This window comes from Aquabacterium sp. UBA2148 (genome assembly GCF_002328915.1).
GTDB lineage: Bacteria > Pseudomonadota > Gammaproteobacteria > Burkholderiales > Burkholderiaceae_C > Aquabacterium > Aquabacterium parvum.
Genome location: NZ_DCXA01000114.1, coordinates 1 through 13,430 on the forward strand (window position 1 = coordinate 1; position 13,430 = coordinate 13,430).

Sequence of the window (13,430 nt, forward strand, 5' to 3'; positions counted from 1 at the left end):
GCCAGCCCTTCGACGCCATCCTGCTCGACGCGCCTTGCAGTGCCTCGGGCATCGTGCGACGCCACCCCGACGCACGCTGGCTGCGCCGCGACACCGACATCGCCGCCCTGGCCGCCATCCAGGACGCCATCCTCGACGCCCTGTGGCCCCTGCTCAAACCGGGTGGCCACCTGCTGTACTGCACCTGCTCCGTCTTCCGCGAAGAGGGCGAAGACCGCATCGACGCGTTTTTGCAACGCACGCCTGGCGCCCGGCGCCTGCCCTCGCCCGGCCACATCCTCCCTGTGGTCGAATACCCCGAGACCGCCGCCCATCGGCCATTGGGGCCAGCCACCCCGGGTGCGCCCGCAGCCGACCCAGGTGACGGCTTCTTCCACGCCCTGCTCGCCAAACCCTCAAACGGTGCCTGATGCCGCCTCTGAGCCGCCGCGACTTGCTCCAGCGAAGCGCCAGCCTGGCGTTGGCTGCCGCATGTCTGAGGCCAGCTGGCGCCTGGGCTGACAGCGCCCCCACCCGCAACGTCGCCGAACTAACCGGCCTTGCCGTGAACCTCGGCGACGAAGGCGTGCTGCTGACCTACAGCGTTCGCCTGGAGCTGTCCAAAGACCTGGAGCAGATGCTGTTGCGCGGCGTCACCCTGGTCTTTGTGGCCGAAGCCGAACTGATGCGCGAACGCTGGTACTGGCTGGATCAGGCGCGCGGTGAAGCCAACCGCCGCTGGCGCTTGGGCTGGCAGCCGCTGACACGCCGCTGGAAACTGACCCAGGACGGCCTGAGCCGCCACTTCGTCACCTTGCAGGAAGCCCTCGACGCCATGCGCCGCACCACGCGCTGGCGCATCGGCGACCCCATCGCGTCGGGCGATGAAGCCGAACACCACGTCATCTTCCGCTTCCGCCTGGACACCGAAGAGCTGCCCCGCCCACTGCAGATCGGCCTGGGGCCCCAGTCAGGCTGGGACCTCTCGATCGCGCGGCGCATCAACCTGAGTGCGGCGATGCGCTGAGCATGGCCGTGAGCACCGCCACCCCATGAGCACCATCAAGGCCAACCGCTGGGCGTGGGTTCTCGCCGGCACCGCCCTCTCCGGCGGAGGCCTGGTGCTGGCCTTCCTGCTGGTCATGGCCACGCAAAACAGCGAGCGCCTGGAGCCCTACTTCGCCTGGCTGGTCTGGGGCAACCTGGCGGTGGCCACGGTGCTGGGCCTGACCATCGCCATCGCCCTGGGCCGACTGGCCCTGCGCCTGCGCGCGCGCAAGTTCGGCAGCCGGCTGCTGCTCAAGCTCGCTGGCATCTTCGGCCTGGTCGGCCTGCTGCCCGGCCTGCTGATCTACACCGTGTCCTACCAGTTCGTCTCACGCAGCATCGAAACCTGGTTCGACGTGCGCGTCGAAGGCGCGCTCGAAGCAGGCCTGAACCTGGGCCGCAGCACGCTCGACACGCTCACGCAAGACGTGTCGGCCAAAACCCGCACCGCCGCGCTGCGACTGGCCGAAGAGCCCCGCGCCGGCACCCAGCCCGGCCTGCTGGAGCTCGAGCGCCTGCGCGAGCAGATCCGCGCCCGCACCGTCTCGGTGGCCAGCGAAAGCGGTCTCGTGTCCATGACCGCCGGGGGCGACGGCACACGCCTGCTGGCCACTGAACGCCTGCCTGCAAGCTGGCGCAACGAAGCTCGCAACCGCGGCATCTACGCCCAGATCGAAGGCCTGGAAGAGCAGGCCGACAGCGCCGGCCCACCGCGCATCATCGCCATCGCCTGGATGCCGGACCGCAGCTTCAGCCTGCAGTCCAGCGGCCACTTCCTGGTCGTCACGCAGCTCATCCCCACGGAGCTGGTTCGCAACGCGCTCGACGTGCAAAGCGCTTACCAGGAGTACCAGCAACGCGCGCTCAGCCGTGGCGGCCTGCGCAAGATGTACATCGGCACGCTGACGCTGGCGCTGGTGCTGGCGGTGTTCGGTGCCTTCCTGCTCGCTGCCATCCTGGGGCAACAGCTGGCGCGCCCACTGCTGCTGCTGGCCGAAGGCGTGCAGGAGGTGGCCCGGGGTGACCTGCGCCCCAAGACCATCTTCGCCACCCAGGACGAACTCGGCGGCCTGACGCGCGCCTTCGCCGCCATGACCCAGCAGCTCGCCGACGCGCGCACCCTGGCCGAGCGCAGCGTGCAGGAACTCGAAAGCGCCAGGGCCCACCTTCAGACCGTGCTGGACAACCTCAGCGCCGGCGTGATCGTGTTCGACGCACAGGGCCGCATCGACATGGTCAACCCTGGCGCCACCCGCATCCTCAAGCTGCCCATCTCGGCCTACCGAGGCCGCCCGCTCACCGACGTGACCGGCCTGCAGGACTTCGCCACCGCCATCGCCCAGCGCTTCGAGCTCTACGCCAACGATCCCACGCCAGGCGAGCGCCAGCAATGGCAGGAGTCCTACGAGCTCAAGCTGCCCCACTCGCCCGACACGCTGACCCTTCTGGTGCGCGGCGCCGAGTTGCCGCCCGACGAAACCCTCATCGTCTTCGACGACCTGACCGAGGTGGTGTCGGCCCAGCGCGCCGAAGCCTGGGCCGAGGTGGCCCGCAGAGTCGCCCACGAGATCAAGAACCCGCTGACACCGATCCAGCTCTCGGCCGAGCGCCTGGAGATCAAGCTCGCCGACAAGCTCGACGACCCGGGGCGCCAGCTGCTGACCCGCTCGGTCAACACCATCGTCACGCAGGTGCAGGCGCTCAAGAACCTGATCAACGAGTTCCGAGACTACGCACGCCTGCCTTCGGCCAAGCTGGCGCCGCTGAACCTCAACGAACTGGTCAACGAGGTGATGGCCCTGTACGGCCAGGCGATCGAACAAGGCACGCTCACGCTGGACCTCGCGCCCGACCTTCCCGACATCCAGGGTGACGCCGCGCTGTTGCGGCAGGTGGTGCACAACCTGGTGCAGAACGCCCTGGATGCCGCGCTGGACACCGCACAAGACGCAGCAAGCGATCGGGCCGCAGCGCGAGGCACGGCCCGCGTCACCGTTCGCACCGACACACCGCGCCATGAAGACGGCAGCATCCGCGCCGTGCGACTGGCCGTGCGCGACAACGGCCCAGGCTTCCCGGACAAGGTGCTGCGCAGGGCATTCGAGCCCTACCTGACCACGAAAGCCAAAGGCACGGGCCTGGGCCTGGCCGTGGTCAAGAAGATCGCAGACGAGCACAAAGCCCTGGTGAGGATCCGCAACCTGATGGAAAACGCATCGCAGGGCAATTCCCCGGGTGCCCCGACGGTGATCGGGGCACAAGTTTCGCTATCATTTTCGGTGCTGTCATCCATCCCACACCAAAGTGGGTCACACTAGGGACTGCACCCACACCCGGGTATCAGAAATTACATGGCCACCATTCTTGTTGTCGACGACGAACTGGGCATCCGTGCCCTGCTGTCAGAAATCCTGAGCGACGAAGGTCACTCTGTCGAAGTGGCGGAAAACGCCGCCCAAGCGCGCACCCTGCGCGAGCAATGCAAACCAGACCTCGTCTTGCTGGACATCTGGATGCCGGACGTCGATGGCGTCACACTCCTCAAGGAGTGGGCAGCCAACGGCCAGCTGACCATGCCCGTCATCATGATGTCGGGCCATGGCACCATCGACACCGCAGTCGAGGCCACCAAGTTCGGCGCCCAGGCCTTCCTGGAAAAGCCGATCACCATGCAAAAGCTGTTGCGCACGGTCGAGCAGGGCCTGGCCAAACCGGCGGCCCCTCGTGCGGCCAACGGTGCAGCGCCTCACGCCCCCCATCACAGCGGCCACCTCGCCACCACGATGGTGCAGCCTGTGCACCTGGCCACGGTCACACCCATCACGGCGGCATCGTCCTACAACGGCGGCGGCGCACTGCGCACCGAGATGGCCCCGACACAGCACCTGCACGCCGAAGCCCCCCACGTGAATTCCACGGCACCTGCCACCTATGGCAGCGCACCGGCTCACCACCACGTGCACGCCCCTGCCTCGCACGGCACTGCGCTGTCGGGCCCCTCGAACGAACAGCTCTTTCAGCTGGACCGTCCGCTGCGCGAAGCGCGTGACGACTTCGAGCGCGCCTACTTCGAGTTCCACCTGGCGCGCGAAGGCGGCAGCATGACCCGCGTGGCCGAGAAGACCGGCCTCGAGCGCACCCACCTCTACCGCAAGCTCAAGCAGCTGGGCGTGGACCTCGGGCGCAACAAGAAAACGGCCATGAACTGATCAGGCCAAAAAGCCTCAAAAAGTGATGTATACTGAGAGTCTTCGCTGATCGCACAAACGCTTTCAGCCAAGACAAAAGGCCTGGTAGCTCAGTTGGTAGAGCAGCGGATTGAAAATCCGCGTGTCGGTGGTTCGATTCCGCCCCAGGCCACCAAAATTTCGCGCCCAACTGTTCTCAGTTGGGCGTTTTCATTTGTGCTTCCCGCATGACACGCGGGGTTCCCGCACATTCTGCGTGTGCGACCGGGGTTCTATGGTCTGGCAGGAACATCCCCGGTTGCCCTCCGTTCCGCCCTCTCTTCTCTCGAAATCGGCGCTAACTTCTTCGCCGTAGCACACGCACATAGCCTTTTGCGACCATGATTTGCGCGCGTGCCATTGCCATTCGTTGTCGGGTGGGCTTGGAGCAGCAATCCATCACGCCAACACAGCCGCCGCGCAAGGCATGGAGTACAAGCCTGCGCGTTGCTGCGTGACTACAAGTGCTGCGTAGGCCGCCAGCCGCGCCTCGTGCTCCGGCTTGCCCTTGTCCTTCGACTTGATCTTGAACAGGTCAATTGGCTTATCGCTCTTCTGGCCGGCGCGCTGCATGACCCTTTCGCCGTCCATCTCGACACCCTTGAACGACCACAGAGACTCGAACACTTTAGCCTGACCATCGGTGAACCGGATCGGCGTGGCCTGCACGTCCGGCAGCGTGGCCCATTTGAAGTCCGCCGAGAATGGCCCGTTCACAGGTGCGGCCGGATCGGCCACTGCTGGCGCTACAGACGGTACCGAAGGGAAGAAGGCGATCCCGCCGCCATAGAACGTGAATCGTTCTTCCAGCGCCAGCCATTCCACGCCCGAGCCGAAGGGCGATCCACGCGTCGTGCGCGGCCTGGGTGTGATGACCCGGATGCTACTGCCCGCCACGCGCACACGATCCAGCAAGTTCGGCTCATGCAGCACTCTCGTCAGATCTCGGGCCAGCACGACCGGAGATCTGCGGGTGTTACCGAGCCGCCAAGCACCATCGCCCAAGTCATCTACGTCGTCGCGACTCTCGATGTCGAGCGCGAGGCGCATTTTCTGCCGCAGCCAGTCTTCATCCAGGGCTAATGCCGCACCGTCGATTACCTCGACGGGCACCTGGCCACACTCCGGGCACGGGCAGGTCCGGCCGCCCCGTCCATCGCCCCAGACCTGCGCCCGATGCTGCTGACAGTGGGGACAGAGCACAAAAAACTGATCCACCACTGTTGGCCTGACGGCTTTGCCGAGCATAGACAAAGCAGATACCTCGCGTGGCGAGAGCGTGGCCCGCAGCACCGGCGTGCCGCCTGCGAACAGTCGGCAAACCAGGGCCCAGGCATCGTGCGTCGTCATTGGTCAGTCCTCGAAAGCGGATGAAGAACTGACTGGGTCGGTCTCCGGCGGCAACTCCTGGGCGCTGAGGGTCTGGCCCTTCTGCAAGATGCCCACCGCAACCAAGTAGCCTTCCAGCTGCGCCTGCAGCTTGGCGTCGAACTTGTGCAGGTTCAGCCGCCCTTTGCTGGTCACTTCGATGGTGACCACCTTGGGGCGAGTCCTGCCCGGCTCGGGTGGGTAATAGAGATTGACCTGTGCCGCTGTCACCGCCCACTGACCCTCCAGCGGGCCCGGCAGCTTCTCCTTCAGCAAATCGTGCACCGAGCGTTGCTGGCTGGACTGCATCGCCGTGCATTCGATCTTCAGCGCCGTGTCAGGGCTGAGCAGGGTGAGTGCCTTCAACTGAACCATCGAGAAGCCGTCCTCGAACGCATCCGGCACATCGAACCCGGTGCGCAGCATCGACAGATCCAGAGTCGGCGACTTGATCTTGTGAGCGCTTGCTTTCACGCCCAGCACATGCTCCGAGAAGGCCTCGACCAGCATTTGCTGATACTTTGCGCCGCCGCGCACCAGCGTGCGCACCACACCGGTGGACTTGGCGTACTCCAGCACCATGTGAATGTTGGGGTTGCCGACCCGGCGCTTCAGGGTCGCTCCCTCAAACTCCAGGCGCAGCATCGCCATGTCCTTGACATGGACCGACAACAGGAACACCCCCGGACTGCGCTCGACCAAGTGCGCCACGCTGCCGTCTCCGCATTGCAGTTCGCGCTTGTAGAAGGCCGAGATGGCGTGACGCAACGCGGTCAGATTGGCATCCGAACCGTTCGGTTGGCGTTTCAGGCCAAGATCGTATTGCTGTGTCTGTTGCCCATGCTGTTCCCAAAAGCTGAAGTCATAGGCACGCTCGAAAAGTGCCGGGTGGTGGACGTAGAGCCAGAAGGAACGGTGGATGTCGCTTGCACACAGCGCCAAACCCGCAAGCGCAGCACCATCGGCCACGGCCGCCTCAAACATCGCCTGCTTACCAGCCGCATCGCCCAACTGAACGCTGGCCATGAGGTTGGCCGTCATCCGGTCGCGGGCAGCAATGTCGGGCCAGACTTTGACCGCTTCGACCAGAAACTGGCTGGTCTCCGGTGTGTCATCCCAGGCAAAGCCATCGGGCACTGGCAGGCTGTGGGTGGTCAGGAAGTCGCGCAGCGTGGCGTCCACCGGCAGCTCGAGCATCACGTCGACAAAGGTCTTCTTCATCTTGATCGTCCTTTCTGGATCGGCGTCGAAGGTCTGCGACCGATGTACGGACTGCACTGGCCAGCGACTAGGTTACTGAACACGCACCTAGCACAAGTAAAGCAGCGAGATACAAGCGCGATTCTGAACCTCAGATTTCCGCTTGTCAATCAAAGCGGCACATCTAGACCTTATTTGTATCTCGCGGCTATACTAGCGGTCTTGTTTTTGTTAACTGACTGTTTTCCCCTACAGGAGCATCGCTATGGCTTCAGCGTTCGGAGCACGCCTGCGACGCTTACGCGAGGCAAAGAAATTGACCTTGCAACAGGTCGCCGACGCGGTCGGCTGTACCAAGGCGTATATATGGGAACTGGAGATGAAGGACGGCCAGCGTCCCTCCGCTGAACGGATTCAGGCCATCGCTAAGGCGTTAGGCGTGACCATGGCGGACGTGATGGGCGAACCTATCAAAGAGGCGCCAAACGCTAGTCCGGAGGACGTGGCCTTCTTCCGAGAATATGTTGGGATGACGGACGAGGAGAAGGATCGTTACCGTCAGGCACTCAAAATCATGTTCCCCGATAAGAACTAAGGCGGTCTGACAATTGAGCTCATCCCAGCCCCTAACCGGTTCCATCGCGGCCAGCACCGTCTTGAGATGGTTGCGGGCGTGGCACGCCGACGGCATGCCGGATGCCGTGGATCTGGAGGTCGTCCGGCAAATGCTTCCAGAGACGCCTTACGGCAAAGGGGTGCGCGAGATCAAGGCCCCGATGGTGCTGGACATCAATAGCTGCGAAGGCATGTTGGTGCGCAACCCACAGTACACCGCAGAGTGGGGCATCTTCTATAACGGCAAGGCAAACCCCGAACGCCAGCGTTTCACCATCGCTCACGAACTGGGCCACTTCATCCTTCACCGCGATCAGCGGCAAAGTTTCAACTGCGACAAGGAAAGCGTGTACTCCGGCGCTGACACCATCCGTGTCATCGAACGTGAGGCGGACGACTTTGCCAGCAACCTGCTGATGCCTGGCGACTTGCTGCGCGAGTGGATCTCGAACCAGCGCATCGACTTGCATGTCCTGAGCGCCCTTGCCAAACGGTTCCAGGTATCGTTCGAGGCGCTGTGCATCCGGTTCATCAAATTCACCACGCAGCGGGCAATCCTTGTCTATTGGGACAACGGTTTCGTGAAGTACGAATGGCGCAGCAGCAGCGCGGTCAAGACGCGCGCCCGCATTCGGCGCACTGACGATCCGCAGGAACCATTACCCGGCACCCTGGCTGCTGATTCCACCGTTGAGCAGGAGTGGGATGGCACGGAGATGTCTGCCGCGATCTGGTGCCCGGAGGAGGCACCTCACATGAAGTTGCGCGAGTTCAAGCACAGCTACACCACAGGAGATCGCGTCCTGACCCTTCTGCTACTGGAAAGTGCTGAACCACGGTCATGGGATCGGTCTTGGCAAGACGGCGAGAGCTTTGACAGCTTCGATCAGTTCGTCTCGAACGGGCAATTGCCAGTACGGTGAGTCCCTCGATGACAGGCTTGCCGATCCAACCCATAGATGAAGAACTGCAGACCTTGCAACGCGAGGTGCAACGAATGCTGGGCCGTTGTCTCTTGCGTCTGCAGCAGTACGAACAATTGATGAAGGCCATCGTGGCCCACCACGAAATCTCCGCGTCAGGATCACCCCTCGAATCGAACCAGGCGGAGCGCGTTGCGGATGCCGCAAACAAAACTCTGGGTACGTTGGTTGGCACGCTGCTCGGAACGTATGTCACCAGCGGCGACCAAGACGAGGTCGCCGAACCAGATGCGCCCGACAACATCATCTCGTTCAAGATGAAGATGAGCCTGCGGATGTCTGCCGAGGATTTCGATAGGACGCAGAATGGTCTGAAGGACCTGGTTCTGCTGCGGAACAACCTGGTGCACCACTTCATCGACCAGCACGACCTTTGGAATCTGGACGGATGCCGTGGTGCGCAAGAGTCCTTGGTGGCGGCCTACAGTCGCATCGATCAACACTTTGAGCAACTGCGAGGCTGGGCGGAGCACATGGATCAGGCCCGTCGCCTGGCGGCTGACTTTGCCCAGTCCGATGCCTTCCGTGATCTTGTGATCAACGGTATAGCGCCGGATGGCTCGGTGGATTGGCCTGCAGCCGGAATTGTTCGCGCATTGCGTGAGGCAGCAGATGAGCTGGCTGTCGAAGAGTGGACGCCGGTCGCCAGCGCTGGACGATGGATTGCAGAACGGCATCCCGATCAATTACCGGCCAAGTATGGGTGCAGCAGTTGGCGGCAGGTCGTACACGAATCCCGCCTTTTCGAGCTTCGGTATCGGGAAGTGAATGGCCAGCGCGCGGCTTGGTACCGTCCCAAAAAACATAGCGCCAAAGCCGCGCACTCCCGCTAAATCACGTTACGCGAAGTGCCCTTGGTTTCTAGCATGAGCAGCGTTTTCCATCGGAATGCTTGCCATGACAGAAACCCAACCTATCTCCATTTGCACGTCACCTGACCGGCCACGGCACGGGCATCAAGAAATCGCTGATCTGTTGGCTGCCGCGCTACTGCGCCTTCGTGCCCGCCAATCGCGCGACACCCCCGAAAACAGCGAGCACGTTTGCCTTGGCTTCCCCGGCCAACAGCGCGTGAATGCGAACCCCGATCACAACAACGGAGTTCGCCCATGACAGCACACGCAACCTCACCAACGCCCGCCTCAGTCGCCGCCCGCGTCGGGGCTATTCCCCATCTTTCGATGGACGATCTTTGGGCACTCTGGGACGACCATTTCGAAGAGCGGCCACATCACCACCATCGGGTCTGGTTGGAAAGTCGCCTGGCCTACCGGATGCAGGAGCGCGCGTTTGGCGGCTTGAAACCGTCACTGCGCAAGAAACTCGAGGATGTTGGTGAAACCGGCATCTTGCCCAAGCAACTGCGCGGCGATAGTCAGCGTCTGTTGCCCGGCTCCGTCCTTACACGCATTTACGAAGACATTGAGCATCGTGTGCTGGTGCGTGGATCGAATGATTTCGAGTACCAAGGGCAACGCTTCAAGAGCCTGTCCGCTGTAGCCAAACGCATCACGGGCAGCCACTGGTCAGGTCCGGTGTTCTTTGGCTTGAAGGCACCTGCTTCCAAGAAGGGGGCAGTATGAGCTCAGTGCGTCGAAACCCAACTCCCGCAGTCACGCCAAAGAAGCGCTGCGCCGTGTACACCCGCAAGTCCACTGACGAAGGACTCGACCAGGAATACAACAGCCTCGAGGCACAGCGTGATGCGGGCTTGGCCTTTATTGCCAGCCAACGGCATGAAGGCTGGATTGCCGTCGACGACGGATACGACGACGGCGGCTACTCGGGCGGCAACATGGAACGGCCCGGGTTACGCCGCCTGATGATCGACATCGAAGCGGGGAAGATCGATACCGTGGTCGTCTACAAAATCGACCGCTTGACACGCAGCCTGCCGGACTTTGCCAAGCTGGTCGACGTGTTCGACCGCAACGGCGTCTCCTTTGTCTCAGTCACGCAGCAGTTCAACACCACCACATCGATGGGGCGATTGACGCTCAACATCCTTTTGTCATTTGCGCAGTTCGAACGCGAGGTCACCGGCGAGCGCATCCGTGACAAGATCGCCGCCAGCAAGGCCAAGGGCATGTGGATGGGCGGAGTCCCACCTCTCGGATACGACGTGGTCGAACGCAAGCTCGTCGTCAACGAACGTGAAGCCGAGCTGGTGCGTGACATCTTCCGCCGCTACGCCGAGCACGGCTCGGCTGCGCGACTCGTCCGCGAATTGGAAATCGAAGGGCATACCACCAAGGCATGGGTCACCCAGTCCGGTCGGGAGCGATTGGGGCGAAGCATCGATCAGCAGTACCTCTTTACCTTGCTGCGAAACCGCATCTACCTCGGCGAGATCTGCAATCACGACACGTGGTACTCGGCCCAGCACGACCCCATCATTTCTCAAGAGCTGTGGAACGGGGCACACGCCTTTATCGAGAGACGAAAGCAGGCACCGCGCGAACACCGTGCTAAGCATCCGGCATTGCTGGCGGGGCTGCTGTTCGCACCGGATGGCCAACGCATGCTGCACTCCTTTGTGAAGAAGAAAAACGGTCGGCAGTACCGCTACTACGTGCCTTACCTGCACAAGCGGCGCAACGCAGGTGCCAGCCTGGCTCCGCATACTCCGGACGTGGGCCACCTGCCAGCCGCTGAGATCGAAGACGCGGTGCTGGCACAAATCCATGCGGCGCTTTCATCGCCCCAAATGCTGATCGCTGTATGGCGATCCTGCCAGCAGCATCCAGTCGGTGCGGCTTTGGACGAAGCACAGGTGGTGGTCGCCATGCAGCGCATCGGTGATGTGTGGTCGCAACTGTTCCCTGCCGAGCAGCAACGGATCACGCGGCTGTTGATCGAACGCGTGCAACTGCACGGGCACGGCCTGGATATCGTTTGGCGGGAGGACGGTTGGATCGGATTCGGTGCGGACATCAGCACGCATCCCTTGATCGAAGAGTCCCAAGAACGTGCCGAGGAGGTTTGGGCATGAACGCCACGACCAACCACCGACAGCGAGCCGTCCGCATCGAGATCGGGGCGGAAGCCCGCAGCTATGTCAACGAGGGGCAGCGGGTCACCTTGGTTCCCCTGACGATCAAGCGCCGCCAGAACCGGAAGCTACTGATACCGCCATCCCCCGAGATCGCGGACCGGATCGGTGGCTTTGATGTGCCGATGATCAAAACGCTGGGCAAAGCCTTCTACTGGAAGCGCTTGATCGACGATGGCATCTACCCCACGACAACGGACTTGGCACACGCCATGAAAGTGGAACCGGGCTGGGCTGCCGAGGTCTTGCGCATGACCATGCTGGCCCCCGATATCGTGGAGGCGATATTCGAAGGACGTCAGCCACGCCACCTGAATCTACACACCTTGCGCGGCCGCCAAGAGCAACTACCGCGCGATTGGGCAGCGCAACGCCGATTGCTCGGTTTCTCCGACGCCTGATCTCCCTCCGGATACACCCGATGACGGCGAGCCATGTGCTCGCCGTTTGCGTTTCTGCCCTGGCCCATTGGCGAACCTGGAGTTTCGCCGTGGTTCGCCATTGCGTCCCTTAAAGGTTCGCCACCCGAATTTTGGAATGACACCTGTTACTCAACAACGTCACAGGAGCATTCCATGCAGACACCAGCCAGCAGTATCCCCCGGTCGCCACAACAGGCGATCAACACCATGTCACCCGGTGATCGCCGCGTGCTCAACGAGAACGAGCTCGCACAACGCTGGGGCGTTAGCCCCAAGACTTTGCAGCGCTGGCGCAGTGAGGGTCGCGGCCCACGCTACCTGAAGCTGTCCAAGCGTGTCGGCTACCCGGTCGACGCGATCCTCGAGTTTGAGCGCGAAGCGCTGCACGACTCGACATCCGAACGCGCGGCGGTTTGAGGAGAGATGCGATGAACAACATCACCATCTTCCCCGCCGACATTGCAGAGATGTCCGTCAGCCAGCTGGCCGCATTGCCGCCCGCGCAGAAACACGAAATCGACAAAAACCTCGACGCGGCAATCGACTGGCTCAAAAAGGCGCGCACCAAGTTCGACGCGGCGCTGGATCAGTGCTACGGCGAGCAGGCACGCACCGCGCTGCGCGAATCCGGCCGTGACTTCGGCACCGCACACATCAGCGATGGCCCGCTGCACCTGAAGTTCGAGTTGCCCAAGAAGGTCAGCTGGGATCAGAAGCAACTGGCCGAAATCGCCGAACGCATCGTCACCTCAGGCGAGAAGGTCGAGGGTTACCTCGACATCAAGTTGTCTGTCTCCGAATCCCGTTTCACGAACTGGCCGCCTGCCTTGCAACAGCAGTTCGCCGCCGCTCGCACTGTGGATTCCGGCAAGCCGTCTTTCACCCTTTCCATCGATTCGGAGTAATCACTATGAGCACCAATCTCATCGCTTCACTGCGTAAGCAACTGCCGTCCATCTACGGCGAACACCTTCCCGACGAAATCCGGTATCGCCGCGCCGACGGCCAGGACGTCGTTGTCCCCCTCGATGCCGCCACGGTGGATGAACTGGCCTTCGCTATCCAGACGGCCAATGCGGAATCGCTGGCGCTCGGTCGTCGCCGCACTGCGCTGGAAGAACTCCACACCGAGGTACGCAAGCGTGCCGCGCGTGGAGCCGACCGTATCGCCGACGTGTCGTGGGAGGGCTGATCATGAGCGCGATCATTCCCTTCCAGTTCGAAGCGCATGCCGTGCGCGTCCAGGTGGATGAACTCGGGCAGCCGTGGTTCAACGCCACCGATGTTTGCGATGCCCTGGAGATGAGCAATCCGTCTCAGGCGATCAAGTCCCACGTCGATGCCGATGATCTCCAGAAATTGGAGGTCATCGACAACCTCGGGCGCACACAGCGTGCCAACCACGTTAACGAGTCAGGCCTTTACGCCCTGATTCTCGGTAGCACCAAGGATGCCGCCAAGCGTTTCAAGCGCTGGATCACCAGCGAAGTGTTGCCTGCGATCCGCAAGACAGGCGGGTACTCCACCACCACGATGA

Annotated in this window: 15 protein-coding genes, 1 tRNA gene and 1 pseudogene; 15 read left to right on the forward strand and 2 right to left on the reverse strand. The window is 62.5% G+C overall.

Going from position 1 to position 13,430, the window contains the following annotated elements:
• The 5 genes and pseudogenes from B2W70_RS06140 to B2W70_RS06160 all read left to right on the forward strand — a co-directional run.
• Positions 1–410, forward strand: a pseudogene (locus B2W70_RS06140) (16S rRNA (cytosine(967)-C(5))-methyltransferase RsmB); the annotation flags it as partial.
• Positions 410–1,006 carry a DUF4390 domain-containing protein gene (locus B2W70_RS06145; protein WP_286743868.1) on the forward strand — a complete coding sequence of 199 codons (597 nt, stop codon included), beginning with the start codon at positions 410–412 and terminating at the stop codon, positions 1,004–1,006. The pseudogene B2W70_RS06140 and the gene B2W70_RS06145, both read left to right, overlap by 1 nt.
• 25 nt (positions 1,007–1,031) lie before the next feature.
• A complete protein-coding gene (locus B2W70_RS06150; RefSeq protein ID WP_286743871.1) occupies positions 1,032–3,344 on the forward strand; it encodes a sensor histidine kinase in 2,313 nt (770 codons plus the stop codon).
• 33 nt (positions 3,345–3,377) lie between these two features.
• Complete coding sequence (locus B2W70_RS06155) at positions 3,378–4,235, forward strand: response regulator (RefSeq protein WP_286743873.1); 858 nt, start codon at positions 3,378–3,380, stop codon at positions 4,233–4,235.
• Between the two features lie 78 nt (positions 4,236–4,313).
• Positions 4,314–4,389, forward strand: a tRNA-Phe gene (locus B2W70_RS06160).
• A 263-nt stretch (positions 4,390–4,652) separates the two neighbouring features.
• On the opposite strand, the gene B2W70_RS06165 is transcribed toward B2W70_RS06160, so the two are convergent.
• Together B2W70_RS06165 and B2W70_RS06170 are read right to left on the reverse strand one after the other, a co-directional pair.
• Positions 4,653–5,603, reverse strand: coding sequence for a hypothetical protein (locus tag B2W70_RS06165; protein ID WP_286743875.1), 951 nt, complete (start codon positions 5,601–5,603; stop codon positions 4,653–4,655).
• Between the two features lie 3 nt (positions 5,604–5,606).
• Positions 5,607–6,842, reverse strand: coding sequence for a hypothetical protein (locus B2W70_RS06170; RefSeq protein ID WP_286743877.1), 1,236 nt, complete (start codon positions 6,840–6,842; stop codon positions 5,607–5,609).
• Between the two features lie 244 nt (positions 6,843–7,086).
• Here B2W70_RS06170 and B2W70_RS06175 point away from each other — a divergent pair, with 244 nt between their 5' ends.
• From B2W70_RS06175 to B2W70_RS06220, 10 genes are all read left to right on the forward strand, one after another.
• Positions 7,087–7,416: a helix-turn-helix domain-containing protein gene (locus B2W70_RS06175; protein ID WP_286743880.1), complete on the forward strand. Its 330-nt coding sequence runs from the start codon at positions 7,087–7,089 to the stop codon at positions 7,414–7,416.
• Between the two features lie 13 nt (positions 7,417–7,429).
• Positions 7,430–8,359: an ImmA/IrrE family metallo-endopeptidase gene (locus B2W70_RS06180; protein ID WP_286743882.1), complete on the forward strand. Its 930-nt coding sequence runs from the start codon at positions 7,430–7,432 to the stop codon at positions 8,357–8,359.
• Between the two features lie 8 nt (positions 8,360–8,367).
• Complete coding sequence (locus B2W70_RS06185; protein ID WP_286743885.1) at positions 8,368–9,252, forward strand: OST-HTH/LOTUS domain-containing protein; 885 nt, start codon at positions 8,368–8,370, stop codon at positions 9,250–9,252.
• Between the two features lie 276 nt (positions 9,253–9,528).
• Entirely contained in the window at positions 9,529–10,002 is a 474-nt protein-coding gene (locus B2W70_RS06190) for a DUF2924 domain-containing protein (protein ID WP_286743888.1), read from the forward strand.
• A complete protein-coding gene (locus B2W70_RS06195) occupies positions 9,999–11,411 on the forward strand; it encodes a recombinase family protein (RefSeq protein ID WP_286743891.1) in 1,413 nt (470 codons plus the stop codon). Before B2W70_RS06190 ends, B2W70_RS06195 begins: the two co-directional genes overlap by 4 nt.
• Positions 11,408–11,872 carry a hypothetical protein gene (locus B2W70_RS06200; protein WP_286743894.1) on the forward strand — a complete coding sequence of 155 codons (465 nt, stop codon included), beginning with the start codon at positions 11,408–11,410 and terminating at the stop codon, positions 11,870–11,872. Before B2W70_RS06195 ends, B2W70_RS06200 begins: the two co-directional genes overlap by 4 nt.
• 174 nt (positions 11,873–12,046) lie before the next feature.
• Entirely contained in the window at positions 12,047–12,310 is a 264-nt protein-coding gene (locus tag B2W70_RS06205) for a helix-turn-helix transcriptional regulator (protein WP_073656030.1), read from the forward strand.
• Positions 12,311–12,321: 11 nt separating this feature from the next.
• Entirely contained in the window at positions 12,322–12,798 is a 477-nt protein-coding gene (locus tag B2W70_RS06210; RefSeq protein ID WP_286743899.1) for a hypothetical protein, read from the forward strand.
• A 5-nt stretch (positions 12,799–12,803) separates the two neighbouring features.
• Positions 12,804–13,085 carry a hypothetical protein gene (locus tag B2W70_RS06215; protein ID WP_286743902.1) on the forward strand — a complete coding sequence of 94 codons (282 nt, stop codon included), beginning with the start codon at positions 12,804–12,806 and terminating at the stop codon, positions 13,083–13,085.
• Between the two features lie 2 nt (positions 13,086–13,087).
• On the forward strand, positions 13,088–13,430 hold a 343-nt coding region (locus tag B2W70_RS06220), incomplete at its 3' end, for a BRO-N domain-containing protein (RefSeq protein WP_286743904.1).

Excerpts from the sequence above, each read along its gene's own strand:
- B2W70_RS06195 (WP_286743891.1), top strand. The coding sequence starts at position 9,999 with ATGAGCTCAGTGCGTCGAAACCCAACTCCCGCAGTCACGCCAAAGAAG.
- B2W70_RS06200 (WP_286743894.1), top strand. The coding sequence starts at position 11,408 with ATGAACGCCACGACCAACCACCGACAGCGAGCCGTCCGCATCGAGATC.
- B2W70_RS06190 (WP_286743888.1), top strand. The coding sequence starts at position 9,529 with ATGACAGCACACGCAACCTCACCAACGCCCGCCTCAGTCGCCGCCCGC.
- B2W70_RS06205 (WP_073656030.1), top strand. The coding sequence starts at position 12,047 with ATGCAGACACCAGCCAGCAGTATCCCCCGGTCGCCACAACAGGCGATC.
- B2W70_RS06185 (WP_286743885.1), top strand. The coding sequence starts at position 8,368 with ATGACAGGCTTGCCGATCCAACCCATAGATGAAGAACTGCAGACCTTG.
- B2W70_RS06170 (WP_286743877.1), bottom strand. The coding sequence starts at position 6,842 with ATGAAGAAGACCTTTGTCGACGTGATGCTCGAGCTGCCGGTGGACGCC.
- B2W70_RS06150 (WP_286743871.1), top strand. The coding sequence starts at position 1,032 with ATGAGCACCATCAAGGCCAACCGCTGGGCGTGGGTTCTCGCCGGCACC.
- B2W70_RS06175 (WP_286743880.1), top strand. The coding sequence starts at position 7,087 with ATGGCTTCAGCGTTCGGAGCACGCCTGCGACGCTTACGCGAGGCAAAG.
- B2W70_RS06210 (WP_286743899.1), top strand. The coding sequence starts at position 12,322 with ATGAACAACATCACCATCTTCCCCGCCGACATTGCAGAGATGTCCGTC.
- B2W70_RS06155 (WP_286743873.1), top strand. The coding sequence starts at position 3,378 with ATGGCCACCATTCTTGTTGTCGACGACGAACTGGGCATCCGTGCCCTG.
- B2W70_RS06165 (WP_286743875.1), bottom strand. The coding sequence starts at position 5,603 with ATGACGACGCACGATGCCTGGGCCCTGGTTTGCCGACTGTTCGCAGGC.
- B2W70_RS06145 (WP_286743868.1), top strand. The coding sequence starts at position 410 with ATGCCGCCTCTGAGCCGCCGCGACTTGCTCCAGCGAAGCGCCAGCCTG.
- B2W70_RS06215 (WP_286743902.1), top strand. The coding sequence starts at position 12,804 with ATGAGCACCAATCTCATCGCTTCACTGCGTAAGCAACTGCCGTCCATC.